The organism is Microbacterium sp. Root61 (genome assembly GCF_001427525.1).
Taxonomy (GTDB): domain Bacteria; phylum Actinomycetota; class Actinomycetes; order Actinomycetales; family Microbacteriaceae; genus Microbacterium.
This window is the reverse complement of record NZ_LMGU01000001.1, coordinates 1464093-1488376: the sequence shown is the minus strand read 5'-3', so window position 1 is coordinate 1488376 and position 24284 is coordinate 1464093. Positions and strand designations below refer to the sequence as shown.

The 24284-nt window shown below is 70.9% G+C and carries 24 protein-coding genes; 12 read left to right on the top strand and 12 right to left on the bottom strand.

The features are described 5' to 3' along the window. Nucleotides 1–132 precede the first annotated feature (132 nt). From ASD65_RS07240 to ASD65_RS07220, 5 genes are all read left to right on the top strand, one after another. Nucleotides 133–762 carry a DUF305 domain-containing protein gene (locus ASD65_RS07240; RefSeq protein WP_056220479.1) on the top strand — a complete coding sequence of 210 codons (630 nt, stop codon included), beginning with the start codon at nt 133–135 and terminating at the stop codon, nt 760–762. A gap of 89 nt (nt 763–851) precedes the next feature. Continuing rightward, the gene (locus ASD65_RS07235; RefSeq protein ID WP_056220476.1) at nt 852–3284 is read left to right on the top strand and encodes an FdhF/YdeP family oxidoreductase; all 2433 of its coding nucleotides are present in this window, start codon (nt 852–854) and stop codon (nt 3282–3284) included. A 79-nt stretch (nt 3285–3363) separates the two neighbouring features. Further along, nucleotides 3364–4923, top strand: a complete 1560-nt coding sequence (locus tag ASD65_RS07230) for an SDR family oxidoreductase (protein ID WP_056220473.1) — start codon at nt 3364–3366, stop codon at nt 4921–4923. A gap of 26 nt (nt 4924–4949) precedes the next feature. Then, a complete protein-coding gene (locus tag ASD65_RS07225) occupies nt 4950–5456 on the top strand; it encodes a MogA/MoaB family molybdenum cofactor biosynthesis protein (protein ID WP_056220470.1) in 507 nt (168 codons plus the stop codon). Continuing rightward, nucleotides 5456–5887 (top strand): molybdenum cofactor biosynthesis protein MoaE, encoded by a 432-nt coding sequence (locus ASD65_RS07220; protein WP_056220467.1) that lies wholly within the window; start codon nt 5456–5458, stop codon nt 5885–5887. Before ASD65_RS07225 ends, ASD65_RS07220 begins: the two co-directional genes overlap by 1 nt. A gap of 87 nt (nt 5888–5974) precedes the next feature. Here the strand turns inward: ASD65_RS07220 and ASD65_RS07215 are convergent, their stop codons facing one another. The 6 genes from ASD65_RS07215 to ASD65_RS07190 are packed head-to-tail and all read right to left on the bottom strand — an operon-like array spanning nt 5975 to nt 9926. Beyond that, nucleotides 5975–6208, bottom strand: coding sequence for a MoaD/ThiS family protein (locus ASD65_RS07215; RefSeq protein ID WP_056220464.1), 234 nt, complete (start codon nt 6206–6208; stop codon nt 5975–5977). Further along, nucleotides 6208–6480: a DUF6457 domain-containing protein gene (locus ASD65_RS07210; RefSeq protein ID WP_056220462.1), complete on the bottom strand. Its 273-nt coding sequence runs from the start codon at nt 6478–6480 to the stop codon at nt 6208–6210. Before ASD65_RS07210 ends, ASD65_RS07215 begins: the two co-directional genes overlap by 1 nt. Next, the gene (mobA, locus tag ASD65_RS07205) at nt 6477–7133 is read right to left on the bottom strand and encodes a molybdenum cofactor guanylyltransferase (protein ID WP_056220458.1); all 657 of its coding nucleotides are present in this window, start codon (nt 7131–7133) and stop codon (nt 6477–6479) included. Before mobA ends, ASD65_RS07210 begins: the two co-directional genes overlap by 4 nt. Next, the gene (gene moaC, locus ASD65_RS07200; RefSeq protein ID WP_056220456.1) at nt 7112–7585 is read right to left on the bottom strand and encodes a cyclic pyranopterin monophosphate synthase MoaC; all 474 of its coding nucleotides are present in this window, start codon (nt 7583–7585) and stop codon (nt 7112–7114) included. The genes mobA and moaC overlap by 22 nt, the downstream gene beginning before the upstream one ends. After that, the gene (locus tag ASD65_RS07195; protein ID WP_056220455.1) at nt 7582–8817 is read right to left on the bottom strand and encodes a molybdopterin molybdotransferase MoeA; all 1236 of its coding nucleotides are present in this window, start codon (nt 8815–8817) and stop codon (nt 7582–7584) included. The genes moaC and ASD65_RS07195 overlap by 4 nt, the downstream gene beginning before the upstream one ends. Next, nucleotides 8817–9926: a ThiF family adenylyltransferase gene (locus ASD65_RS07190; RefSeq protein WP_056220451.1), complete on the bottom strand. Its 1110-nt coding sequence runs from the start codon at nt 9924–9926 to the stop codon at nt 8817–8819. Before ASD65_RS07190 ends, ASD65_RS07195 begins: the two co-directional genes overlap by 1 nt. A 143-nt stretch (nt 9927–10069) precedes the next feature. Between ASD65_RS07190 and ASD65_RS07185 the strand changes: the two genes are divergently transcribed. Genes ASD65_RS07185 through ASD65_RS07165 form a run of 5 tightly spaced genes read left to right on the top strand, consistent with a single transcriptional unit; the run spans nt 10070 to nt 13763 of the window. Continuing rightward, nucleotides 10070–10462 (top strand): TOBE domain-containing protein, encoded by a 393-nt coding sequence (locus ASD65_RS07185; protein ID WP_056220448.1) that lies wholly within the window; start codon nt 10070–10072, stop codon nt 10460–10462. Nucleotides 10463–10465: 3 nt separating this feature from the next. Next, nucleotides 10466–11269: a molybdate ABC transporter substrate-binding protein gene (gene modA / locus ASD65_RS07180; protein ID WP_056220446.1), complete on the top strand. Its 804-nt coding sequence runs from the start codon at nt 10466–10468 to the stop codon at nt 11267–11269. A gap of 5 nt (nt 11270–11274) precedes the next feature. Continuing rightward, on the top strand, nt 11275–12078 hold the full coding sequence (locus ASD65_RS07175; protein WP_056224591.1) for an ABC transporter permease: 804 nt from the start codon (nt 11275–11277) through the stop codon (nt 12076–12078). Next, on the top strand, nt 12075–13151 hold the full coding sequence (locus tag ASD65_RS07170) for an ABC transporter ATP-binding protein (protein WP_056224589.1): 1077 nt from the start codon (nt 12075–12077) through the stop codon (nt 13149–13151). The genes ASD65_RS07175 and ASD65_RS07170 overlap by 4 nt, the downstream gene beginning before the upstream one ends. Nucleotides 13152–13160: 9 nt before the next feature. After that, nucleotides 13161–13763, top strand: coding sequence for a GNAT family N-acetyltransferase (locus tag ASD65_RS07165; protein ID WP_056220443.1), 603 nt, complete (start codon nt 13161–13163; stop codon nt 13761–13763). Between the two features lies 1 nt (nt 13764). Here ASD65_RS07165 and ASD65_RS07160 read toward each other — a convergent pair whose 3' ends face one another. The 5 genes from ASD65_RS07160 to ASD65_RS07140 all read right to left on the bottom strand — a co-directional run bounded on the left by ASD65_RS07160 (nt 13765) and on the right by ASD65_RS07140 (nt 20763). Beyond that, nucleotides 13765–14706, bottom strand: coding sequence for a capsular polysaccharide synthesis protein (locus ASD65_RS07160; RefSeq protein ID WP_156378804.1), 942 nt, complete (start codon nt 14704–14706; stop codon nt 13765–13767). 41 nt (nt 14707–14747) lie between these two features. After that, nucleotides 14748–16460 carry a thiol reductant ABC exporter subunit CydC gene (cydC, locus tag ASD65_RS07155; RefSeq protein ID WP_056220437.1) on the bottom strand — a complete coding sequence of 571 codons (1713 nt, stop codon included), beginning with the start codon at nt 16458–16460 and terminating at the stop codon, nt 14748–14750. Continuing rightward, nucleotides 16457–18145 (bottom strand): thiol reductant ABC exporter subunit CydD, encoded by a 1689-nt coding sequence (gene cydD / locus ASD65_RS07150; protein ID WP_056220435.1) that lies wholly within the window; start codon nt 18143–18145, stop codon nt 16457–16459. The genes cydC and cydD overlap by 4 nt, the downstream gene beginning before the upstream one ends. Before the next feature lie 131 nt (nt 18146–18276). Further along, on the bottom strand, nt 18277–19308 hold the full coding sequence (gene cydB, locus ASD65_RS07145) for a cytochrome d ubiquinol oxidase subunit II (protein ID WP_056220433.1): 1032 nt from the start codon (nt 19306–19308) through the stop codon (nt 18277–18279). Nucleotides 19309–19317: 9 nt separating this feature from the next. Continuing rightward, nucleotides 19318–20763: a cytochrome ubiquinol oxidase subunit I gene (locus ASD65_RS07140; RefSeq protein WP_056220430.1), complete on the bottom strand. Its 1446-nt coding sequence runs from the start codon at nt 20761–20763 to the stop codon at nt 19318–19320. Between the two features lie 181 nt (nt 20764–20944). Here ASD65_RS07140 and moaA point away from each other — a divergent pair, with 181 nt between their 5' ends. Next, a complete protein-coding gene (moaA, locus tag ASD65_RS07135; RefSeq protein ID WP_235566625.1) occupies nt 20945–22030 on the top strand; it encodes a GTP 3',8-cyclase MoaA in 1086 nt (361 codons plus the stop codon). Between the two features lies 1 nt (nt 22031). After that, nucleotides 22032–22901: a formate dehydrogenase accessory sulfurtransferase FdhD gene (fdhD, locus tag ASD65_RS07130; RefSeq protein WP_056220424.1), complete on the top strand. Its 870-nt coding sequence runs from the start codon at nt 22032–22034 to the stop codon at nt 22899–22901. A 5-nt stretch (nt 22902–22906) separates the two neighbouring features. Here the strand turns inward: fdhD and ASD65_RS07125 are convergent, their stop codons facing one another. Continuing rightward, the gene (locus tag ASD65_RS07125; protein WP_056220419.1) at nt 22907–24283 is read right to left on the bottom strand and encodes a permease prefix domain 1-containing protein; all 1377 of its coding nucleotides are present in this window, start codon (nt 24281–24283) and stop codon (nt 22907–22909) included. Nucleotide 24284 lies beyond the last annotated feature (1 nt).

Below are 24284 nucleotides of genomic sequence, written 5' to 3'. Positions count from 1 at the left end.
GTGAGCGCCCTCCTCGGAGGCCTCACCGCGCGCAGACTATTCTCGGGGGAGTCCTCCGCGGGAGACCGGGCGCCGCCGACTGCGCGCCGCCGGTCGGGAGCGGGCGGCATCCCGACCGGAAGGATCGTCTCGGTGCGCAACGCAGTCGCAGCCGTCGGCCTGGTGGTCGCGCTGAGCACGGCGGCGGTGGCGATCGCTTTCGCGGCGATGGCCGGACGGCCCGGTGGCGAGGCGCCGACGGTGATGGCGTCGCCGTCGGGTACTGGACCCGCCGAACCGATCTCGGCGTCCGATTTCTGCTTCGTGGAGTCGATGATCTTCTACCGCGTCGAGGCGCGCGAGCTGGGTGTGGTGCTCCTCGACACCCCGGAGGTCTCTCCGGACGCGGAGGAGGTGGCCACGGAGAGCATCGCCGAACAGGATGCTGCGCTCGATGCCCTGCGGGAGCAGTACGTGGCGTGGTCGGCGGCCAAGCCGCTCGAGCGCTCGGACGACGGTCCGTGTGCGGGGCACGGCGCGCACGCCGATATGCCCGGGCTGCCCACGGCAGCGCAGCGGACCGAGCTGGCGTCCGCCACCGGAGCCGACGCCGAGCGGCTGTACATCGCGCTCCTGCAGGGCCAGACAGCAGGCGTGATCGACCTGGCCACCGAGACCCTCGCGGGCGGTCCGCACGGCGTCGTGCGGGCGACCGCGGAGGAGGCTGTCGCGCAGGGCGAGGGCATGCTCGGCACGCTGGAGGAGCTCGTGCAACAGCAGTGAGCAGCGTGCGCGCACCGGCGGCCCATCCAGTGGGACAGCAGCCGCGCTGGGATTCGTCCCGTCCCCTCCAGACGGCGTAGTTTGGCTGTATGGCGAAGAGGCCCCCCACCGCAGACATCGACGAATCCAAAGTGCGCGTCGGATCCACCAAGCACGTGGCCGTCGGCATCCCCGCCGTGCTGCACGCGCTGAAGATCTCGTACGACCAGATGGGCGTCAGCCGCAGCGTGCAGACGCTCCTGAAAGTCAACCAGAAGGACGGATTCGACTGCCCGGGATGCGCCTGGCCGGAAGAGGACAAGCGCCACGTCGCGGAGTTCTGCGAGAACGGCGCCAAGGCCGTCGCAGAAGAGGCGACCATCCGTCGCGTCGAGCCCGAGTTCTTCGCGCGGCACTCCATCGACGAGCTCCGCGGGCACGACGACTACTGGCTCGGACAGCAGGGCCGGCTGACGCATCCGATGCTCCTCGAAGAGGGCGCCACGCACTACCGCCCGATCTCGTGGGACGACGCTCTCGGCATGATCGCCGATGAGCTGCGCGGGCTCGAGAACCCCGACAAGGCGATCTTCTACACCTCGGGCCGCACCTCCAACGAAGCCGCGTTCCTCTACCAGCTGCTCGTCCGCGGCGTCGGCACGAACAACCTGCCGGACTGCTCCAACATGTGCCACGAGTCCAGCGGCTCCGCGCTGACCGAGACCATCGGCATCGGCAAGGGCACGGTGTCGATCACCGACATCCACGAGGCCGACCTGCTGATCGTGGCCGGGCAGAACCCCGGCACCAACCACCCGCGCATGCTGAGCGCGCTCGAGAAGGCCAAGCAGCGCGGCGCGACGATCATCGCCGTCAACCCGCTGCCCGAGGCCGGTCTGATGCGGTTCGAGAACCCGCAGACCGTCAAAGGCGCGATCCTCGGCGGCACCAAACTCGCCGACCAGTTCGTGCAGATCCGCCTCGGCGGTGACCAGGCTCTGTTCCAGGCGATCGGCAAGCACCTGCTCGAGGCCGAGGAGAGCGACGGCGGTGTATTCGACCACGCGTTCATCGCCGAGCACACCAGCGGCTTCGACGACTACATCCAGTCGATGCGCGACACCCCGTGGCGCGAGCTGGTCGCGGCCACCGGACTGCCGGAGAAGGCCCTCCGGCGGGTGGGCGAGTCTGTGCGCACATCGAAGTCGACCATCGTCTGCTGGGCGATGGGGCTCACGCAGCACAAGCACTCGGTGCCCACGCTGCGCGAGGTCGTGAACGTACTGCTGCTGCAGGGCAACATGGGGCGCGCCGGCGCGGGCGTCTGCCCTGTGCGCGGGCACTCCAACGTGCAGGGTGACCGCACGATGGGCATCTACGAGAAGCCGTCGACGGACTTCCTCGACGCGCTCGACCGCGAGTTCTCCTTCGCCTCCCCGCGCGAGCACGGACACGACACTGTTGCCGCGATCCGGGCCATGCGCGACGGCGACGCCACGTTCTTCATGGGCATGGGCGGCAACTTCATCAGCGCCACCCCCGACACGAACGTCGTCGAGGCGGCCATGGGCAACATGTCGCTCAGCGTGCAGGTGTCTACCAAGCTCAACCGCTCGCACGTAGTGACCGGTCGCCGCGCGATCATCCTCCCGACCCTCGGCCGCACCGACCGCGACCGTCGTGGCGGCCGCGAGCAGCGGGTGTCGGTCGAGGACTCCATGGGGGCCGTGCACTCGTCGCGGGGCCGCCTGGCACCGCCGGCCGAGGACATGCTCAGCGAGGTCGCGATCGTGTCCCGCCTGTGCGCGCTCGTCTTCGGGACGGACGCGGATGCCGCGCCGGGCGCGCAGCGCGTCGCCGAGAGCGCCGTCGAGGTCGACCTCGGTCAGCCCGAGCGTCGCGCTGACGAAGAGGCGAGCGGGTCGAACCCGTCGACGGTGGCCCATCCGGCCAACGTCCCGCACGCCGACTGGGCGGCGCTGGAGTCGGACTACGCGCAGATCCGCGGCCACATCGCCGCGGTCATCCCCGGATTCGACGACTACGACCAGCGCATCGACCGCGGTCGCACGTTCTTCCTGCCCAACGGTCCGCGCGACGAGCGCCGCTTCGCCACGGCCACGGGCAAGGCGATGTTCACGGTCAACCCGCTGGAGTACCCGCGCATCCCGCGCGGGCGTCTGCTGCTGCAGACCCTGCGTTCGCACGACCAGTACAACACCACGATCTACGGCAAGGACGACCGGTACCGCGGCATCAGCGGCGGCCGGCGCGTGGTGCTGGTCAACGCCAAGGACATCCAGGTGCTGGGCTTCGAGGAGAACGACATCGTCGACCTCGTCTCGGAGTGGCAGGATCCGACTGGGCACGTCGAGGAGCGCCGCGCCGAGGAGTTCCGCATCATCGCGTACAGCACTCCGCGCGGCAACGCGGCGGCGTACTACCCCGAGACCAACGTCCTCGTGCCGCTCGACTCGGTGGCCGATGTGAGCGGCACCCCCACCTCCAAGTCGGTCATCGTCCGCCTCGAGCGGCGGGACTGAACCTCGTCCGACGTCTCTGAACGCCAGTTCGGGTCGTCGCCACTTCCCGGACCCCGGTGCGGCGCGTAGGGTTCGGACGATGAATGAACTCTCCGCGCCCACCGGTCAGGAGGAGGGCCTGCGCGCAGTTCCCCGGCCGGACGGTTCACCACCGCGGGCGCTCGTGTTCGGAGCGACCGGCTACATCGGAGGGCGACTGGTGCCACGCCTCCTCGCCGCGGGGTACCGCGTTCGCGTGCTGGCGCGCGAACCTGCCCGGGTCGCCGCCTATGACTGGGGCGACGGCGTCGAGGTGGTTCCCGGCGACGCGCGGGATGAGGCATCCGTCCGCGAAGCCGTCGAGGATGTCGATGTCCTCTACTATCTGGTTCACTCCATGGGCGTCGGTCGAGGGTTCGAGAAGGTCGACCGGGACGCGGCCGAGAACGTCGGCCGCGCCGCGAGCGACGCGCGGGTCGGCCGCATCGTCTACCTCGGAGGGCTTCATCCCGATGACGCCGAGCTCTCGCCGCATCTGCGCTCGCGCGTCGAGGTGGGCGAGATCCTGCTGCGCAGCGGAGTCCCGACGCTGGTACTGCAGGCAGGGGTGGTGATCGGTTCCGGTTCGGCGTCATTCGAGATGGTGCGACATCTCACCGAGGTCCTGCCCTATATGCCCGCACCGAGATGGGTGCGCAATCATATTCAGCCGATCGCGGTGCGCGACGTCCTGCACTATCTGCTCGGCGCGGCTCGCATCGCCGGCGATATCAATCGCGTCGTCGACATCGGAGGCCCCGACGTGCTGCGATACGGCCAGATGATGAACGGCTACGCGGTCGAGGCGGGGCTTCGTCAGCGGGCGATCGCGGCACTGCCGGTGCTCACGCCGCGACTCGCGTCGCACTGGGTGAACCTCGTGACTCCCGTGCCGCGGGCCGTTGCCAGACCGTTGGTGGAGTCGCTGCAGAACGACTGCGTGATGTCCGATCATGAAATCGACTCGCTCATCGCGCCGCCCGAGGGTGGACTCACTCCGTATCGCCGAGCGGTCGCGCTCGCGCTGGGGCGCGTGCGCGATGACGGTGTGGAAACCAGCTGGCAGGATGCGGAGGTCTCGGGCGCACCGAGCGATCCGCTGGCCGCAGACCCGGACTGGGCGGGTCGTACGGTGTTCACCGACGTTCGCGTCGCTGAGACCACCGCCACTGCGGACGCGCTATGGAGCGTGATCCAGGCGATCGGTGGCGATACCGGCTGGTACTCGTCGCCGGTGCTGTGGGCCGTGCGAGGGTGGATGGACAAGGTGGTCGGTGGCGTCGGGCTCGCGCGCGGAAGACGCAGCCGGGCACGGCTGCGGGTCGGGGACGCCCTGGACTTCTGGCGGGTGGAGGCGATCGAGCCGGGTCTCTTCCTTCGGCTGCGAGCGGAGATGAAGGTTCCCGGCAGCGCATGGCTGGAACTGCGCGTGACGCCGGGGGACGGTATCACGCGCTACGACCAGCGCGCCGTCTTCTTCCCGCTCGGTCTTGCGGGACGACTGTACTGGCTCGCGGTGCTGCCGTTCCACGGCCTGATCTTCCGCGGCATGGTCAACCGCATCATCGCGGAGGCCGAACAGCTCACGGCGATGCACGGCCGAACCGTGTCGACGGAGTGAGACGGTGCGCCCCTAGGGTGGAAAGCATGGATGCCGCTGAAACCGTTCGCGCCGTCGTGATCACCGTGTCCGACCGATCGGCCGCCGGCACCCGCGTCGACGCGAGCGGTCCGGTCGCCGTCGATGCGCTGCGCGCTGCCGGCTACGACTGTTCGGACGCGTTCGTCGTACCCGACGGCGCCGATAGCGTCGCGGCCGCTCTGCGCGCTGCTCTCGCGGACGCTTCCCAGCTCATCGTGACGACCGGTGGCACCGGGGTCGGCCCGCGCGACCGGACGCCCGAGGGCACCAGGTCGGTGATCACGCGCGAGTTGCCCGGCATCGCCGAGGAACTGCGCCGGATCGGCGCCGCGGAGAAGCCTGCGGGCATGCTCTCCCGCGGCCTGGCTGGAGTCGTCGACCCGGTGGAGGGCGGCCTCGGGGCGCTCGTGGTCAACCTTCCGGGATCCACGGCTGCCGTGGCATCCGGAATCCCCGTGGTGCTGTCGGTCGCCGCCCACGTTCTCTCGCAGCTCGGCGGAGGGGACCACTGATGCCCGCCGATGTGCGCATCGCCCGGATCAGCGCCGAGCCGCTCGACCTGCAGGAGCACCTGGACGCCGTCGACGACGCCACCGCCGGTGCCGTCACGACCTTCGTCGGGCGGGTGCGCGATCACGATCCGGACGCCGCGGGCGAGGTCGTCGCGCTCGAGTACACCGCGCACCCGGACGCCGAGAAGACCCTGCGCGAGATCGCCGAACGCGCGGCGACGGATGCCTCGGCCATCGTCGCGGTCAGCCACCGCATCGGGCACCTGGCGGTGGGGGATGCGGCTGTGGTGATCGTCGTCGGCTCCTCGCACCGCGCCACCGCGTTCGAGGTATGCCGCACGATCATCGAGACGATCAAGACCGACCTGCCCGTATGGAAGCGCCAGCTCGAAGCCGACGGCCGTTCCGAATGGAAGGGCCTCGGCGGCTGACGCCGCCCCACCCCCGCACGCGAGCTCACAGAAATGGTGCGCTCAGAGTCCTCTGAGCGCACCATTTCTGTGAGCTCGCGGGAGGGGTCAGCCGCCGGCGAAGGGCGGAAGCACGTCCACGAGCACGTCGGTGTCGAGTACGGCGTCGTCCTCGAGGCGGGCGCCTCCGACCAGGACGGCGCAGCGGGGCAGGATGCCGCCGAGTTCGGGGTAGTCCGAGCCCAGCGCGACGCGGAGCTGACCGAGCGTGGTTTCGCCCCGGTTCTCCTCCTCCACGCCGGCGGCCTCACGGGCGGCGGCGAAGTAGCGGACGCGCGCCATTACTGGTTCCACCCCGCAGCGAGCTGCGTCACGGCCGCGACTGCGGCCTCGATGTCGGCGGGCGAACCACCGGCACGACCGGCGACCAGCCCGGCGGCGAAGGCGCTGAAGGGTGCGGCGGGGCGTGCGACGCCGTTAGCGACATCACGGGCGAGATCGAGGATGAGCGCGATCGGCAGCGCCTCGGGCTCGAGGTCGAACCTCGTGCGCAGCGCCGCGGCCCACTCGTCGAGTGCCTCGGGCGGCAGGGTGCGGGATGCGTTCTCGCTCACGTCTGCTCCGTCTCCCGCGCGGCGAACCGTCGCCGCGCGTCCTCCAGATCCTCCCACGTATCCACATCGGCGGTCAGGGCATCGGGTGCCCGCAGCACGGTGATCGCGAGGTCATCCAGCAGCGCGCGGACGGATGCGTCGCGTGCACCGTCGGGAATCGTGCGGGCGGCGCGCCGCAGCGACGCCGTCCGATACGCCGCCGTCAGCCACTGCGGCCGGGACGCGGCATCCGCCAGGCACACGCCGTCGGTGTCCGCCGGCAGCAGCGGGAGGTCGCGCATCAGCTGTGCGACCGCGTCGACCGCGCGGGGCAGGTCGCACGCGAGCACCAGGGTCCATTCGGGCAGCGGGCCTTCGCGACCGTCCCAGGCGTGCAGCGCGGCCACGATCGCGGCGGCCGGACCGCCGAACGGCGGGTCCTCGCGGAGCCACTCCAGGGCGTCGGCATCCTCGACGGCGGCGTCCTCGCGGGGACCGACCACGGTGATCGGCGCGCACGGCACCGAGCGGGCCGCCGCGACCGCGGCGGCGAGGAGGGTCGTGCCGCCGACCTCGAACAGCGGTTTGGCAGCGCCGTCGACGCGCGTGGCACGTCCGCCGGCGAGGAGGATGGCGCCGCAGGAGGGGAGGCTCACGCCTCGGGCCGCGTCCATGCGCCGCTCTTGCCGCCGGTCTTCGCGATGAGGCGCACGTTCTCGATCGAGGTGGACTTGTCCAACGCCTTGACCATGTCGACGATCGCCAGCCCGGCGACGGTGACGGCCGTGAGCGCCTCCATCTCGACGCCGGTGCGGTCGGCGGTGCGGACGGTCGCTTCGATCTGCACGCCGTCATCCTCGATCGTCAGGTCCACCGTGGCGCCGTGCACCCCGATGACATGCGCGAGCGGCAGGAGGTCGGCGCACTTCTTCGCCCCTTGGATGCCGGCGATCCGGGCGACGGCCAGCACATCGCCCTTCGGTACGGAGCCGTCGCGGAGGGCGGCGATGACCTCGGCGGAGCAGCGCACGAATCCCCGCGCGGTCGCCGCGCGAACGGTGGGCTGCTTCTCCGTGACGTCGACCATGCGCGCGTGACCCGCGGCATCCAGGTGCGTGAAACTCATGGGACCAGCATGACATCGACCAGATCGCCGGCGGCCACCTCCGCGACGTAGGCCTCGACGATGACCAGCGCCTCGGCGCGAGCGAGTCCGCCCGCCAAGTGCGATCCGGAGCCGCCGCGGGTCGCGGGACGCACGGTCCATCCGGCCGGGTCGCTGCGATCCAGCGCCGCGGGCAGATACTGGCGACGCCCGGGCGGAGTGCGCCAGCCGGCCTCGGCACGCAACCGCATCAGGGGGCGCTGGAGGTCGCGACGCCCCTGCATCGCCAGAAGCGCGGGGCGCACGAACGCCTCGAAGGACACCGCAACGCTTACGGGGTTGCCGGGGAGCCCGAAGACGAGCGTGCCGTCGGCCAGCCGGCCGAAGCCCTGCGGTTTGCCGGGCTGCATGGCGACCTTCACGAACTCGAGCTCGCCGCCGGGGCCGAGCGTGTCCTTCACGACCTCGTAGGCGCCCGCGCTCACCCCGCCCGACGTGATCACGACGTCCGCCCCGAGAGCGGATGCCGCGGCCAGCGCCGCGCGCAATGCCTCGACATCGTCGGCGACCGTATCGCGCAGCACGAGGTCGGCGGCGGCATCCTGCACCAGCCCCGCCAGGAGCAGCGAGTTCGACTCGGGGATCTGCCCGTGCCGCAGCGCCGCGCCGGGGGAGGCGAGCTCGGAGCCGGTCGAGATGACGGCGACCCGCGGGCGGCGGGCGACGACGGCGTCGACGGCACCCGCGGCGGCCGCGGCCGAGATCTGGAAACCACCCAGCAGCACGCCCGCCGGGACGATCTCGTCGCCGACGACGGCATCCTCACCGCGGCGGCGGATGTGGGCGCCGAGCGCCCGCGGGGCGGCGGTGACGAGGACCTCGTCGAGCGAGTCGTCGAGGCCGCCCACGGTGTCTTCGAACGGCACGATGGCGTCGGCGTCGCTCGGCACGGGGGAGCCCGTCATGATCCGCGCGGCCTCGTCGGGGTCGAGGGCCGGGTCGAGGGAGGTGCCGGCGGGGAGGTCGGCGGTGACGCGGAGCCGCACTGGGGCGTCGGGGGATGCCGCGGCGACGTCGGCGAAGCGCACCGCGAAGCCGTCCATCGCCGAGTTGTCGAACACCGGGATGTCGACGCGCGCGGTGATGGGAGCGACCAGGGTGCGACCCAGCGCGTCCGCCAGCGGAACGGTCTCGGGCACGACCGACGGGACGGCGGCGAGCACGGCGGCGAGCTGCTCGGGGACGGTGCGCATCAGACCAGCCGCTCCGCGTGGGCCGATTCCCACGCGAGCATGCCGCCGGCCAGCACGGTGGCGTCGATGCCCGCGGTGACCAGGGCCTCGGCCGCTCGACGGGCGCGGGGGCCGATCCGGCACACGATCACGACGGGACCGTGCACCGCGTAGGGGTCGGCGAGGAGCTCGGCGAGGGGGAGGTGGCGCGCGCCGGGGATGACGCCTTCGGCGACCTCATCGGCCTCGCGGACGTCGATGATGGTCGGCGCGGTGCCCTCGGTGAGCGCGGTGGCGAGGTCCCGCACCGAGATCGCATGGATCTGCGCGGGCGCGTCGGCGATGACGGGGGGAGCCGCGGATGCTGCGGCTCGCAACGGCGCCTCCCACTGCCGTGTGCGCAGGCCGTCGATGACGAGGACGCGCCCGAGGAGGGGCTCGCCGATTCCGGTGATGAGCTTGATCGCCTCGGTGGCGAGCACCGAGCCGACCTGGAGGCAGAAGGTGCCGAGCACGCCGACGTCGGCGCACGTGGGGAGTTCGCCGACGCTTCCGCTGGGGTACAGGTCGGCGAGGCGCACGGCAGGGACGCCCGCCGGGGGCGTCGACCAGAACACGGTGACCTGGGCATCGAACTGCTGCACCGTGCCCCAGACCAGCGGCACGCCGAGGCGTTCGCACGCGGCCGCGACGGCCTCGCGCGTCTCGAAGGTGTCGGTGCCGTCGATGACGAGGTCGGCGTCGCCGAGGATCCGATCGGCATTGGCCCGGCTGAGGTGCTCCCGCACGGTGTGCACGACCGTCTCAGGGGCGAGATCCGCGGCCGCGCGGACCGCCGAGTCGGCCTTGGCCGCGCCGACATCGCTCATGCGGTGCAGCACCTGACGCTGGAGATTGGATGCCTCGACCAGGTCGTCGTCGATCACGGTCAACGTGCCGACGCCGGCGGCGGCGAGCCCCAGGATGACGGGAGACCCGAGCCCCCCGGCGCCGACGACGGCGACATGTGCGGCCGCGAGGCGGCGCTGGCCGAGCTCGCCGAGTCCGGACAGGCTCGCGTGCCGCGCGGTGCGGGCGCGTTCGGCCGCGCTGAGGGCGGCGACAGGTTCGACGAGCGGCGGAAGGGGCATGGTTTCAGGGTAGTCGCGGGGGAGGGCCGGGGCTCCGGGTATCCCGTCCGTTGGGCGCCGCGCGCCTCGCGCTCGAGCGGGAGCTCCGCAGATGCGGGTAAAGCCACACTTTTCGCCCGTATCTGCGGTGATATCGTCGAGCCGTGCAGACATTCAAGGTGTCCGAGGCGGCCCGGCTGCTCGGCGTGAGTGACGATACGGTCCGGCGCTGGGTCGATCAGGGCGCCCTGCCCACGACCGGGGCGAGCCCTGCCGAGATCCCGGGCGATGCTCTGGCCGAACGTGCGACCGAACTCGCACGTGCCGCTTCCGACCCGACCGACGTGCTTTCCAGCGCACGCAACCGTTTCGTCGGGCTCGTGACCCGGGTCCAGCTGGACGGGGTCATGGCGCAGGTCGATATCCAGGCCGGACCGCATCGCGTCGTCTCGCTCCTCTCCGCCGAGGCGGTGCGCGACCTCGGACTCGAGGTCGGCTCCCTCGCCGTCGCTGTGGTCAAGGCCACCAACGTCATCGTCGAAACTCCGAAGGGCTGACCCATGGCACGCCGAACTCTCGCGATCGCCGCCGTCGCGGCATCCGTTGCCCTCCTCCTCGCCGGCTGCACGTCCGCCGGTGATGCCGCTCCGAGCACTCCGCCACCGCCCGCGGCCACGGAGGAGGTGCTGCGCGGTGAGCTCACCGTGTACGCCGCCGCCTCCCTGGGCGCCGCGTTCGACGAGATCGCCGCGGCCTTCGAAGAAGCCCACCCCGAGGTCGACGTGCAGCCGATCGTCTACGACGGCTCGAGCACGCTCGCCACGCAGATCATCGAGGGGGCGCCCGTCGACGTGTTCGCCTCCGCAGACGAGAAGAACATGGCCAAGGTGACGGATGCGGGTCTCGTCGAGGGCACGCCGGAACTGTTCGCCAGCAACACCCTCGTCGTCGTGGTTCCCGCGGGCAACCCCGGCAACGTCGAGGACATCACCGACCTCGCCGACGACAGCGTCACGGTCGTGCTGTGCGCTCCCGAGGTGCCGTGCGGCGCGGCATCCCAAACCCTGCTGGGGAATGCGGACCTCCATGTCACGCCGGCGAGCCTGGAGCAGAACGTCACCGCCGTGCTGACCAAGGTCGCCGCAGGTGAGGCGGATGCCGGTCTGGTCTACGCGACGGATGCGAAGGGCAATGCGGACGTCGAGTCGTTCGTGCCGCAGGGCGCCGAGGACGTCGTCAACCGCTACCCGATCGCCGCGCTGTCGGCGACGAAGTACCCCGAGATCGCCGCCGCATTCTTGGCCTTCGTCACGGGACCGCAGGGGCAGAAGATCCTCGCGGACCTCGGTTTCGGGGCGCCGTGACCCGGGTGCGCGAGATCGGCGGCTTCGTGCCGCCCATCCTCGCGCTCCCGGCCGTCCTGGGGCTCTCGCTCCTGGTCGTGCCCCTGCTGGCGCTCGTCGGACGCGTGGAATGGTCCACGCTGTGGACGGACATCACCGCACCCGCGGCGCGGGACGCGCTTCTCCTCTCGCTGCTGACCGGCCTGATCGCCACGGGGATCTGCGTGCTCCTCGGCGTGCCCCTCGCGCTCGTGATCGCCCGCAGCGGACCTCGGATGGCGGGAGTGCTGCGCGCGCTCGTCACCGTCCCGCTCGTGCTCCCGCCGATGGTCGGGGGCGTCGCGCTGCTCTTCCTCTTCGGCCGCAACGGCGCGCTCGGCCAGTTGCTCGACGCCTGGTGGGGCCTGCGGATCCCGTTCACGACCACGGCCGTGGTGCTCGCGCAGACCTTCGTCGCGCTGCCGTTCCTGGTGCTGGCCGTCGAAGGGTCGATCCGCACGTCCGGCGTCGGCTACGAGCGCACGGCCGCGACGCTCGGGGCCGGGCGCTGGATGACCCTCCGCCGGGTCACCCTCCCGCTCGCGGCCCCCGGGCTCGTGGCCGGTATCGTGCTGTGCTTCGCCCGTGCCATCGGCGAATTCGGGGCGACCGCATTGTTCGCCGGGAACGCGCCGGGGGTGACGCAGACCATGCCGCTGGCGATCTACACCGCCTTCAACGGATCCGGCGTGGGGCAGGGCACCGCTGTTGCCCTCAGCCTGCTGCTGCTCGTGACCGCGCTCGCCGTGCTCCTGCTGGTGCGCGCGTGGCGCCCGGGTGCGGCCCGATGACCGGCCAGTCACTGTCGGCCCACGTCGTGGTCGATCGTCCGGACGCCTTCCGGCTCGATGTGCGCCTCGACGTCGCGCCGGGCGAGGTCGTGGCAGTCATGGGGCCGAGCGGTGCGGGCAAGTCCACGCTGCTGGCGGCGATCGCCGGTCTCGTGCGGCTCACCGCCGGGTCGATCTCGATCGGCGGCGCGGAGGTGGCATCCGTTCGCCCCGATCGCCGTGGCGCGGTGCTCCTCGGGCAGGAGCCCCGGCTGTTCCCGCATCTCACCGTGCGCGCGAACGTCGCCTTCGGGCTGCGGGCGCACGGGATGCCGCGTGCGCAGGCGGACGGCCTTGCGGATGAGTGGCTGACCAGGGTCGGCCTCGACGGCTTCGGCCCGCGGCGTCCCGCGGAGCTGTCGGGTGGACAGCAGCAACGCGTGGCGGTGGCGCGTGCGCTGGCGATCGATCCGCACGTGCTGCTGCTGGACGAGCCCCTCACCTCACTCGACCCCGAGACGGCAGGTGACATCCGCGCCATGCTGGCGCAGCAGCTGGTCGAGACGGGCTCGACAGCGGTCGTCGTGACGCACGACGTCGTGGATGCCGCGGCCATCGCCGCGCGACTCGTCGTGGTCGAGGACGGCGCGGTCACGCAGGAGGGCCCCGTGCGCGAGGTGCTCGCGGTGCCGCACACGCGGTTCGTCGCGGCGGTCGTCGGGGTGAACCGCGTCACGGGAGTCGCCGCGGCCGGGGAGTGGACCTCCTCGGACGGAGCCTTGGCGGTTCCGGCATCCGCTTTCGCCGAAAACACCCCGCTCGCGGCCGTGTTCCGCCCCGCCGTCGTGCGCCTCGATCCGGCCTCCGACGACCGCCCGCCCGCCTCACCGGGGCAGTGGCTCGCCCGGGTGATCCGCCTCGAGCAGACGCCCGGGGGAGTGCGGGTGCACACCGGTGCTCCCGCCGTCGCGGTGGACATCTCGGTGGAAGATGCCGCCGCTCTACGACTCGCGCCCGGCGCCCCGGTCCGCCTCGCCGTCGACCCGGCACACGTGCGTCTGCAGCACCTCGGAGTGGATGAAGCCGTCGCCTAGAATCGGCGAGTGCCGCACATCCGTCCCTTCCGCCCCGGCGACGAGTCCGCTCTCGCCGAGATCTGCCTGAAGACCGCGGATGCCGGCGCCGACGCCACCGGGATCTTCGACGACGACGGACTGTGGGCCGAGATCTTCGTGCTGCCGTACGCCGCGAAGCATCCCGAGTTCGCGTTCGTCGTCGAGTCCGAAGACGGCCGGGTCGTCGGCTACAGCGTGGCCGCACCCGACACCGATGCCTTCGAGGACTGGTTCCATGATGTGTGGTGGCCCGAGCGCGGCGCGCCGCGGCATCCGCTGCCCGCTGTTCAGCGCACGCGGCAGGACGGCACCCTCGCGTACGCCTACAGCCGTCGTGGCGGCACCAACGCCTACACCGCCGAGTTCCCGGCTCACCTGCACATCGATCTGCTGCCCGAGGCGCAGGGCGGCGGGTGGGGTCGGCGCCTCATCGAGACCGTGACCGACGCGCTGCAGGAGGCCGGCGTGCCCGGCGTGCACCTGGTCGCGTCGGCGGAGAACACCGGAGCCGTGGCGTTCTATCCCCGCGTGGGCTTCGTGCCGCTGCCCTCCGAAGAGGGCGTGCAGGCGTTCGGCAGACGCCTGGGCTGAGTCACGGCAGCAGGATCGGCTCGCCGGCGAGCAGCCGACCGAGCACGGAACGCTCGGGCACGGCGGCGCTGTCGTATTTGTAGCTGAGCTTCTGGATGACCGACGCGCGAGCTGCGAGGCGCACCGCGTCGGGATTCCACGGCTGCATCATGCCGAGCTGCAGCAGGTGGCTCGCCGCGCTGGAGACCACCGGAACAACATGCCACTGCCCGTGGAACTCGGGCACGAGGTCGATCAGCACCTCGAAGATGCGGTGGAAGAGGAAATAGTCCGGGATGCCGCCGTCCTCGGTCCACCATGCCGCCAGGGCGAGCCGCTGCAGGCGCAGCAGCGGGGTGCCGGGCACCGCGGCGATGAACCAGTTGCCGATCTGGTGCCGGGTCCAGCGCGGGTAGAGGGCGCCGGCGGTCAGGAGCGGGGCCACCGCGCGGGGCAGCGGATTCGGCGCCCAGCACGTGGCGTCCACCCAGATGCCGCCGTGCTCATCGAGGACGCTCACGCGCACGAAGTCGGAGAAGTGCGCGGGGTGGTCCTTCTCGAGGACCGCGGCCACCGCATCCGGGATCTCGACCAGCTCTCGTGCCGTGCGACCGTCCAGCACCTGGAGAGTCGGATGCAGGGCACGCATCTGCGCGATGCACGCCCGAACGAGCGGCGGCGCCTGCTCGAGCGGAGAGTTCCAGAACGTGTACACGCCCAGCGCCGCCTCGTCGACGCGGGCGCCGTCGCGCTGCGCGATCGCCACACCGTCGGCGCGGGTGCCGGGCGCTGCCGGAAGACCCGCGGCGACCCGGAGCTCGGGAAGGCGGGGCGTCAGGAAGTCGGCCACCAGGGTGCGCGCGGCAAAGGCCGCGGCCGGATCCACCGCGTCGCGGAACCGATCGGCACGCTTCAGCTGCGCCTGGATTCCTTCCAGGACGGGGATGGTGCCATCGGTGCTCATGGTCAGAGCGTACGCGCCGGTCTGATCCGAGCACGGGGGACTCACCCGGCGACGATGCGGCCCCGATCGATGCGGACGACACGGTCGACGAGGCCCGCCGGTACCGTCACGTGCGAGATCAGCACGACCGCCTGGTCCTCACCCACGGCGGACAGCAGGTCGGTCAGCAGAGCATCGGATGCCGCGGGGTCGACGCCGGCGGTCGGCTCGTCCAGGACCAGGACGGGGAAGCCGCGCAGAAGGGCGCGCGCCAGGGCGATGCGCTGCGCCTGCCCGCCGGACACGAGCGCACCGCGCTCGCCGACGCGGGCGTCCAGTCCGCCGCGCTGACGGATCCAGTCGCCGAGGCCCACGCGCTGCAGAGCGGCGAGGAGCTCGTCGTCGGTGGCCGTGTCGCGGGCGAAGAGGAGGTTCTGGCGGATGTCTTCGTCGAACAGCATCGGCCGCTGCTCGCACAGTCCGATGGTGAGTCGCACGTCGTCGGCGGCCAGGTCGCGGACCGAGACGCCGCCGATCTCGTAGGTGCCCGCGCACTCCAGGAACCGCACGAGCACATGCGCGAGGGTGGTCTTGCCGGCGCCGCTGGCCCCGACGACCAGCACGCGCTCGCCGGGCTGCACGTGCAGGTCGAGGTCGTGCAGGGCGGTGCCCGAGGCGTGCGGCCAGCGCGCCGACACGCCCTTCAGCCGCAGGCCGCTGCCCAGTGCCGGACCGACCCCGGTGGCCGGGCTCGTGTCGTGCACCAGCTCATCGGGCAGCGTCGGGGGCAGGGCGTCGGAGATGCGGTTCGCCGAGGCGCGAACCTGGCGCCACGACGATGCGGCGAGGGGCACGGAGGCGAACACCTCGAACACCGCCATCGGCACCAGTACGGCGATCGCGAGCTCCGGACCGCCCAGGGAGCCGGCCGTCGCGTGCGGCGCGGCGACGAGCACGGCCAGGATCGAGGCCGTACCCGCCAACAGGGAGACGATCGCGGCGGAGGCGGCCTGTGCCCCGGCTCGCCGCACGACCGCGCGGCGGAGCAGGGCGTCGGCGTCGCGGATGCGCGCGCGACCGGCGTCTTCGGCACCGAACGCACGCAGCACGTCGAGGCTGCCGAGTTGGTCGAGCAACGCGTCGGCCAGGCGGGCGCGCAGCGGGGCGATGGAGCGCTCGGCGCGCGCGCCGGAGGCCCAGCCCCAGAACGTCGCGACGACACCGGCCACGAGGAGGCAGCCGAGGAGGGTCAGGGCGGCCGGCCACGACACGAAGGCCACGAGCACGACGGCGCCGAGTGCCACGGCGGCCGAGGCGACGAGAGGCTGGGCGACGCGCAGCGGGAGGTTCTGCAGCTCATCGACGTCGTCGACCAGCGCGCCGAGCACGCCACCGCGTCGCGTGCGGCTGAGCCCGTCGGGAGCGAGGGGGATGAGTCGACGCACCATCGACGACCGCGTCACGGAGAGCTGGCGCAGCGCCGCATCGTGGCCGGCGAGCCGCTCGGTGTAGCGGAACACCGCGCGCGTCAGGGCGAACAGGCGCACCCCGACCACGGCGGCCGAGATGTAGAGCACGAGCGGTTGCTCGCTCGCCCGTACGATGAGCCAGGCGCTGACCGCGAGCAGCGCGACGGCGGATGCCTCGGACGCGAAGCCGGAGAGAGCGCCGGGCAGGAAGCGGCGCCACGGCGGCATCGCGCCGCGCAGGATGTCGGCCGGAGTCGCTGGGCCGTCCGACGCGGGGGACGCCAGGACGGTGGGTTCGGCGCTCATGCCGGTACCTCGCTGGGCTCGAGCCGGACGACGGCATCGGCGATCGTCCGCGCGCTCTCGCGGTGCGAAACGAGCACCACGATCGCGCCGTCGTCGGCGAGCCCGCGCACCGACCGCCACAGTCGTGCCTCGGTCTCGGGGTCGAGCGCCGAGCTCGGCTCGTCGATCGCGATCACGGGCGCGTGCCCGCGCAGGTGGCGGTAGAAGGCGCGGGCCACCGCCACGCGCTGCGCCTGACCGCCGGACAGCCCGGCGCCCTGCACGCCGAGCTCCTGCGCGGGGTCGAGGTCGTCGGCACAGGCCAGGTCGAGGGCTCGGACGACGAGCGCGGGCTGGGGTGCGGCATCCCCGAGACTCACGTTCTCGTCGATGCGCCCGGAGATCAGGCCCGGCTGCTGCCCCGCCCAGGCAAGCCAGGTGGTCGGTGCCAGGTCGCGGATGTCGCGCCCGGCGAACTGCGCCGAACCGGCGAAGTCGACCACACCGCGCAGTGCGGCCAGCGCGCTGGACTTGCCGGCGCCGCTAGGCCCCTCGATCAGCGTGACCGTCCCGGGGGAGCCGGTGAGATCGATGGCCGGCAGCATCCGGTCGCCACGCTGCACGCGGAGTCCGTGCACTTCCAGGGCTCCGGTGGCCGGCGCGGTGTCGGTGTGGCGGGCGGGGCCTTCCCCGGCGGTGGCGGCCTCGTCAAGCACGGCGAAGATGTCCTCCGTGGCGGCGACGCCTTCGGATGCCGCGTGGAACTGCACGCCGACCTGACGCAGCGGCAGGTAGGCCTCGGGCGCGAGCAGCAGCACGAACAGCCCCACCGTGAGGGTCAACGACCCGTCGAGCAGACGGAAGCCGATCGAGACGGCGACGATCGCCACCGCGATGCTGGCGAGGAACTCGAGCGCGAACCCGGAGAGGAACGACACCCGCAGCACGCGCATCGTCTCGTGCCGATAGCGCTCGGTGACGGACTGGATGGATGCCGCGGCCCGATGCTGTCGGCCGAACACCTTGAGCGTGGCCAGGCCCTGCACAGTGTCGGAGAAGCGTGCCGCGAGGTGTTGCAGGGTCTGCCACTGGCGCTGCTGCACGGCGCGGGTCGCGAGCCCGATCAGGATCATGAAGATGGGGATCAGCGGGAGGGTCAGCAGCACGGTGAGTCCGCTGATCCAGTCCTGCCACCACATCACCAGCACGATGATCGGCGTGGCGATCACAGTCTGCACGAGCTGCGGCAGGTAGCGGCCGAAGTAGGCGTCGAGCGCGTCGAGCCCGCGGCCCGCGGTCACCGCGAGGGCGGCGGAGTTGCGGCCCGCGAGCCAGTCCGGACCGAGCGTGCCGACGGCCTCTACCAGGCGCGTCCGCAACTGCGCTTCGACGCGGGCCGCGGCACGGGCGGCGACCGCCTCACGCAGCCACAGCAGTCCGGCGCGCAGCGCCACGACGAGCGCGAGCATGCCGAGCGTGGCGACCAGCTCGGGCCACGGCATCCCGTCGATCGCCCCGACGATCGCGCGTGTCAGCAGCCACGCGAACGCCACGATCACGAGCGTCTGCGCGAAGCCGATCGCCCCGATCGCGAGGAAGAACCCGCGGGAGGCGCTGGCGTAGCGCAGCAGCCGGGGATCGACCGGGCGACCGCTCTGCCGCGGCGGCGTCGGGGGGAGTGGCTCGGGCACTTCGGTCTTCGCCATACTTCGATCCTGCCTCACGATTCGTCGCCCGTCGTGCCGGCCGTTTCGTCTCGCCGCGCGCACTCGCTCGCCGACGGGGGAACCGAGGTGCCGGTCGGTGAGCGGGCGCAGCGACGAGACGAACGTTTCCGTCAGTGGACGACGGCGGCGGCCTTCTCGATCTTCGAGCGCGTGACGCGCTTGCGGAAGATCCAGTACGTCCAGCCCTGGTACAGCAGCACCAGCGGCAGGAAGATGACCGCAGCCCAGGTCATGATCGTCAGCGTGTAGTCCGTGCTCGACGCATTCTCGATCGTGAGGTTGAACGCCGGGTCGGTCGAGGACGGCATCACGTTGGGGAACAGCGCCAGCCACAGCGTCAGCACGGCGAAGATGACCGTGAAGGCGCCGAAGCCGAACGCCCACCCCTCGCGGTCCCGCAGGTTCGCGACGACCGAGGCGACAAGTGTCACCGCGGCGATGACGGCGCAGACCACGACCAGTCCGATCAGGGGAGCGCTGTTGCCCACGGCCTGGAGGATCGTCCAGATCAGGAACGCGGCGGCGACCACGACGGTGAGCACACCCGAGCGCATCGCGAGCTTGCGGGCATCGCTGCGCACCTGACCGTCGGTCTTCAGCGCGACGAAGTAGACGCCGTGCGTGAAGAACAGCAGCAGAGTGGTGAGCCCGCCGAGCAGACCGTAGGGGTTCAGCAGGGTGAGCAGCGACCCGGTGAACTCCATGTCGGCGTCGATCGGCACGCCCTGCACGATGTTCGCCACGGCGACACCCCACAGGAACGCCGGCACGGCGGAGCCGATGACGATCATGTTGTCGAAGCCCCGCTTCCAGCGCAGGCTCTCGCGCTGGTGGCGGTACTCGAACGAGACGCCGCGCAGGATGAGTGCGAGCAGGATCAGCAGCAGTGCCAGGTAGAAGCCGCTGAACAGGGTGGCGTACCACTCCGGGAACGCGGCGAACAGGCAGGCTCCGGCGACGATGACCCAGGTCTCGTTGAGGTCCCAGACCGGGCCGATCGTGTTGATGATCTGGCGACGCGAGATGTCGTCCTTGCCGAGGAACGGCAGCGACATGCCGACACCGAAGTCGAACCCGTCGAGCACGAAGTATCCGACGAACAGGACGCCGACGATGAAGAACCAGACGTATGCGAGATCCATGACGTCCTCCTAGTAGACCGTCGTCGGGGTGTCGGACACCTCGGTGGGTTCGGCCCCGGGACTGCCGGGCTCGGGGAGAGGGTCGGGACCCTTGTGGCTGGTCTTCATGATCAGACCGATCTCGACGATCGCGAGGGCCGCGTAGATCGCGGTGAACGCGATGAGCGAGATCAGCACGGTCCAGCCGGGCACGCTCGGCGAGACGCCGTCCTCCGTGAGCATCAGGCCGAACACGATCCAGGGCTGTCGGCCCATCTCCGTGAACACCCAGCCCACCAGGATCGCGAACAGCGACGCGGGCCACGCCCAGATCGCGAGCCGCCATGCCCAGGTCGGCACGGGGCGCTTGGCCTTCTTGCGCGTCAACCACAGTCCCACCACGCCGGTGAGGGCGGCGACGGCGCCGAGCCCGATCATCCAGCGGAACGACCAGTAGGTGATCCACAGGACGGGGGCGAAGTTGCCGTCGACCTGGTCGGCGAACTGCGGGAACATCTCGTTCGTGTAGAGCATGTTGAGGTCGTTGATGCCCTCGACGCAGCCGTCGAGGGAGTGTGTCGACAGCAGCGCGAGCAGGTACGGCACGCGGATCGAGAACAGCTCGCTGGTGCCGTCGGGGGTGCCGAGCGTGAAGATCGAGAACGAGGCATCCGCTCCGCAGGCCGAGTCGAACATCGCCTCCGCCGCGGCCATCTTCATCGGCTGCGTCGAGACCATGACGAGGCTCAGCTGGTCGCCGGACAGGGCGACGCCGGCGAAAGCGATGATCATGCCCCACAGGCCGTAGCGCAGCGAGGTCCGCATCATCTCGATGTTCTGCTTGCGCACGAGGTGCCAGGCCGAGATCGAGATGATGACACCGGCGGTCATCATGAACGCGGCGAAGAGGGTGTGCGGCAGTGCCGCGAGAGCGACCGGATTGGTCAGCACCGCGAAGAAGTCGGTCATCTCGGCGCGGCCGCCATCCTGCGCCATCTGGTACCCGACCGGGTTCTGCATGAAGGCGTTGGCGGCGAGGATGAAGTACGCCGAGAACCAGGCGCCGATCGTCGCGATCCAGATGCTGGCGAGGTGCAGGCCCTTGGGCAGCTTGTCCCAGCCGAAGATCCACAAGCCGATGAAGGTGGCCTCGAAGAAGAACGCCATCAGGCCCTCGAAAGCGAGCGGTGCGCCGAACACATCGCCGACGAAGCGCGAGTAGGACGACCAGTTCATGCCGAACTGGAACTCCTGCACGATGCCGGTGACGACACCCATGGCGAAGTTGATCAGGAAGATCTTGCCGAAAAAGCGGGTGAGGTGCAGCCATTTGAGGTTGGCGGTGCGGAACCACGCGGTCTGGAAGATCGAGACCGTGAGCGCCATTCCCAGCGTCAGCGGTACGAACAGGAAGTGGTAGAGGGTCGTCAGTCCGAACTGCCAGCGGGCCAGCAAGAGCGGGTCGAGAAGATCCATGGGGCACCCTTCTGCCGGCATGTTCCGCCAGCACCGTTCACCTTCTGGCCAACCTACACAGGAAGCTCTCAGCCTCAAAAGAGGACGGGCCGTGAATAATACGCGCGCGCAGCGCCTGACCCCCTCCCTGTGCGGGATACCCTCGATGTATGGATGCTGGAGTCGACGCGGTGGTCGGATCGTGACCGCGATCCCCGTGGTCATCGGCCGGCGACCGCCCGTGATCGACCGTGCCGAGGCATCCGATCTGCACGAAGCGGATGCCGCGTCCACGGCGCTGATCGACACCCACGGCCGCGTCCACCGCGACCTGCGCATCTCCCTCACCGACCGCTGCTCGCTGCGCTGCACCTACTGCATGCCCGAGCAGGGCAACGAGTGGCTGGCGCGGTCGAGCATCCTCACGCTCGATGAGATCGAACGCATCGCCCGGGTCGCTGCGGCGGCCGGTGTCACGACCTTCCGCCTCACCGGGGGCGAGCCGTTGCTGCGCGCCGACATCGTCGAGGTCGTCCGACGGCTCGCGGCGATCGAGAGCCCCAGCGGTCCCGTCCAGCTGGCGATGACGACGAACGGCATCCGCCTCGCCGAGCTGCTGCCCGCCCTGCAGGAGGCGGGACTGCATCGCCTCAACATCTCGATCGACACGCTCCGCCGCGATCGCTTCCACGACCTCACCCGCCGTGATCGTCTCGAGGACGTGCTGACCGGGATCGCGGCCGCGCAGGCATCGAGTCTGCGTCCCCTGAAGCTGAACGCCGTCGCGATGCGCGGTGTGAACGACGACGAGCTGGTCGAGCTCGTCGCGTTCGCGATCGCGCATGACGCCGAGCTGCGCTTCATCGAGCAGATGCCGCTGGATGCCGGACACACGTGGGACCGCGCACAGATGGTGACGCGCGAGGAGATCCTCGAGACCCTCCGCGGTCGCTGGACCCTGACGCCTGTGCCGGGGCGCGGCGGTGCGCCGGCGGAGCGCTGGGTACTTGACGACGGTCCGCACACGGTCGGCGTGATCGCCTCGGTCACCGCCCCGTTCTGCGGCGACTGCGACCGGCTGCGGCTGACCGCGGACGGACAGCTGCGCAACTGCCTGTTCTCCACGACCGAGTACGACCTGCTCCCGATCCTCCGCGCCGGCGGCGAGGTCGATGCGGAGATCGATCGGATGCTGCGCTCCTGCGTGCGAGGCAAGCTCCCGGGCCACGCGATCAACGACCCGAGCTTCCTGCAGCCGGCACGAGGCATGAACGCGATCGGAGGCTGACATGGGACGCATCACAGTGCGCCGACCGGTGGTGAAGATCACCGTGGGCGGAGGCGAGGGCGTGCGGCGCTCGGACACCCTGGCAGTCGAGGAGCCCCTCGAGATCCGGGTCGGCGGTGTCGCACTCGCGATCACCATGCGCACCCCGGGCAACGACGTCGAGCTGGCCGCGGGCTTCCTCGTGTCGGAGGGCGTCATCGCCCGCGGGTCCGACTTCCTGTCGGCGATCCACTGCGGTGGACCGGGAACCGGGGGAGTCGAGAACACCTACAACGTCCTCGATCTCACGCTCGCGCCCGGCGTCACGCCGCCGAGCCCCGACCTCGCGCGCAACTTCTACACGACCAGCTCGTGCGGCATGTGCGGCAAGGCATCCATCGAAGCGGTCGAGACGGTCTCGACCTACGACGTGGCGGCGGATGTGGCATCCGTCGACGCGGCGATGATCGCGACGTTCCCCGATGCGCTGCGTGCCCAGCAGGCCGTGTTCGAGAAGACCGGCGGACTGCACGCGGCGGGGCTGTTCGACGCGACGACCGGCGAGCTCCTGGTGCTCCGCGAGGACGTCGGTCGGCACAACGCCGTCGATAAGGTCGTCGGATGGGCCGTGCTGAACGATCGGCTTCCGCTCAGCGGCACCGTGCTGATGGTCTCCGGGCGCGCGAGCTTCGAGCTCGTGCAGAAGGCCGTGATGGCCGGCATCCCGATGCTCACGGCGGTCTCCGCGCCTTCTTCCCTCGCGGTGGAGCTGGCCGAGGCCTCCGGGCTCACCCTCATCGGGTTCCTGCGCGGCGCGTCGATGAACGTGTACTCGCGCGCCGATCGCGTGCGGGTGGACAGCACGTCGTCCGTCGACGTGCTCGCACGCTGACCGGGTCAGACGAAGCCGAAGAGCGGCGGGAAGACGGCCACGACGATGGCCGCCCACACGAAGTAGACGGGCAGATAGCCGGTCTGCCAGCGCTCCAGCCGTTCGAACGTCGAGGTGCGCCGCACGAAGCCGAGCAGCAGCCACGCCGACCACGCCAGATTCACCAGCAGGATGACGTTGAGTCCGAGTGAGGCGACCTTGTTGGCGCTGAAGCCGTAGGCGCCGATGCGCGCGAGCATCGCGATCAGCACGAGCGCGTCCACGACGAGGGCACTGCCGACCAGGACCAGCTGGAGCCGCTCGAACCATGACGGCGGGGCCTGCGGGTCGCGGGCCGAGATGGCGTAGAGCAGCAGGGCGACCACGACGAGCAGGACGACGTCGAAGATGATGAGCAGATCGCGCTGCCCGTCGATGAGGTTGCGCTGCACGAAGGCGGCGACGATCAGGGCGAGCAGCAGTCCGGTGAACAGCGGGGTGAACACCTTGGTCAGCACCGGTGCGATGTTCTCGATGACCGCCTGCTTGGCTTCGACCAGCCAGGCCGCCACGAGGACCGCCCCGGCGGCACCGCACGGGACGAGCCAGGTGCCGACGAACCCGGAGGCATCCATGCCGAGCGCGCTGAACACCGCGATCGTCAGGGCGGACAGCACGCCGCCGCCGAGCGCGATGAGCACGAAGTAGACGAACCACTCGCCGGTGAAGCGGACGAAGTCCATCCGCGTGCGCGACGATCGCCATTGGCCGCCGACGTAGGCGATCCCGACCGCGAGCCACAGCACGACCACCGCATGGACCGCGGCGAGGATCTCGGTCGCGCCCGGCGAGGTGCCGAACGCTTCGGTACCGCCGTCGGGGGCGAACGGGTAGACGTTCAGGAGGACCGCCACCACCGCGAACACGCCGACCACGACGGCGATGGCGGCAGCGCCGAGACGGCGGCGGATCGCGAAGTAGGCGGCGAGGAACGGCAGCGTGAGGAGGCTCGCGTTGCGCAGGTAGAAGGTCGGGTCATCCACTCCCAGCAGGTCGGGGAGTTTGACGGCGAGGGCGGCGGTGAAGCCCAGTACGAGGGCGAGGACGAGTCCCGATGCGCCGCGCTTCTGCGGAGCATCCGTATCGCCCAGCACCAGCTGCTTCCACAGTCGGTCGGAGTGCTCCCGCGCGAATTCGCGGGAGAGCTCGTCCATGCTGCCGAGGCGCTTCACCGACACGATGAACGCCTCGTCGCTGGAGAGCCCTGCCTGCTGGAGGTCGGCGATCTGATCGCGCAGATGCGTCTCCAGCTCGTCGACGTCCCGCGGTGCGACGGCGCTGCGCGTGCCGAGGAACGTCCGCCAGGCGGTGATCTGCTCTTCGAGATCGTGCTGCGCGGTCATG

Coding starts and splice junctions, on each gene's coding strand:
- ASD65_RS07225 (WP_056220470.1), top strand. CDS start 4,950: ATGGATGCCGCTGAAACCGTTCGCGCCGTCGTGATCACCGTGTCCGAC.
- mobA (WP_056220458.1), bottom strand. CDS start 7,133: ATGGACGCGGCCCGAGGCGTGAGCCTCCCCTCCTGCGGCGCCATCCTC.
- ASD65_RS07220 (WP_056220467.1), top strand. CDS start 5,456: ATGCCCGCCGATGTGCGCATCGCCCGGATCAGCGCCGAGCCGCTCGAC.
- ASD65_RS07160 (WP_156378804.1), bottom strand. CDS start 14,706: ATGAGCACCGATGGCACCATCCCCGTCCTGGAAGGAATCCAGGCGCAG.
- ASD65_RS07195 (WP_056220455.1), bottom strand. CDS start 8,817: ATGCGCACCGTCCCCGAGCAGCTCGCCGCCGTGCTCGCCGCCGTCCCG.
- ASD65_RS07140 (WP_056220430.1), bottom strand. CDS start 20,763: ATGGATCTTCTCGACCCGCTCTTGCTGGCCCGCTGGCAGTTCGGACTG.
- fdhD (WP_056220424.1), top strand. CDS start 22,032: ATGGGACGCATCACAGTGCGCCGACCGGTGGTGAAGATCACCGTGGGC.
- ASD65_RS07235 (WP_056220476.1), top strand. CDS start 852: ATGGCGAAGAGGCCCCCCACCGCAGACATCGACGAATCCAAAGTGCGC.
- cydB (WP_056220433.1), bottom strand. CDS start 19,308: ATGGATCTCGCATACGTCTGGTTCTTCATCGTCGGCGTCCTGTTCGTC.
- modA (WP_056220446.1), top strand. CDS start 10,466: ATGGCACGCCGAACTCTCGCGATCGCCGCCGTCGCGGCATCCGTTGCC.
- ASD65_RS07215 (WP_056220464.1), bottom strand. CDS start 6,208: ATGGCGCGCGTCCGCTACTTCGCCGCCGCCCGTGAGGCCGCCGGCGTG.
- ASD65_RS07125 (WP_056220419.1), bottom strand. CDS start 24,283: ATGACCGCGCAGCACGATCTCGAAGAGCAGATCACCGCCTGGCGGACG.
- ASD65_RS07170 (WP_056224589.1), top strand. CDS start 12,075: ATGACCGGCCAGTCACTGTCGGCCCACGTCGTGGTCGATCGTCCGGAC.
- moaC (WP_056220456.1), bottom strand. CDS start 7,585: ATGAGTTTCACGCACCTGGATGCCGCGGGTCACGCGCGCATGGTCGAC.
- cydD (WP_056220435.1), bottom strand. CDS start 18,145: ATGGCGAAGACCGAAGTGCCCGAGCCACTCCCCCCGACGCCGCCGCGG.
- ASD65_RS07230 (WP_056220473.1), top strand. CDS start 3,364: ATGAATGAACTCTCCGCGCCCACCGGTCAGGAGGAGGGCCTGCGCGCA.
- ASD65_RS07190 (WP_056220451.1), bottom strand. CDS start 9,926: ATGCCCCTTCCGCCGCTCGTCGAACCTGTCGCCGCCCTCAGCGCGGCC.
- cydC (WP_056220437.1), bottom strand. CDS start 16,460: ATGAGCGCCGAACCCACCGTCCTGGCGTCCCCCGCGTCGGACGGCCCA.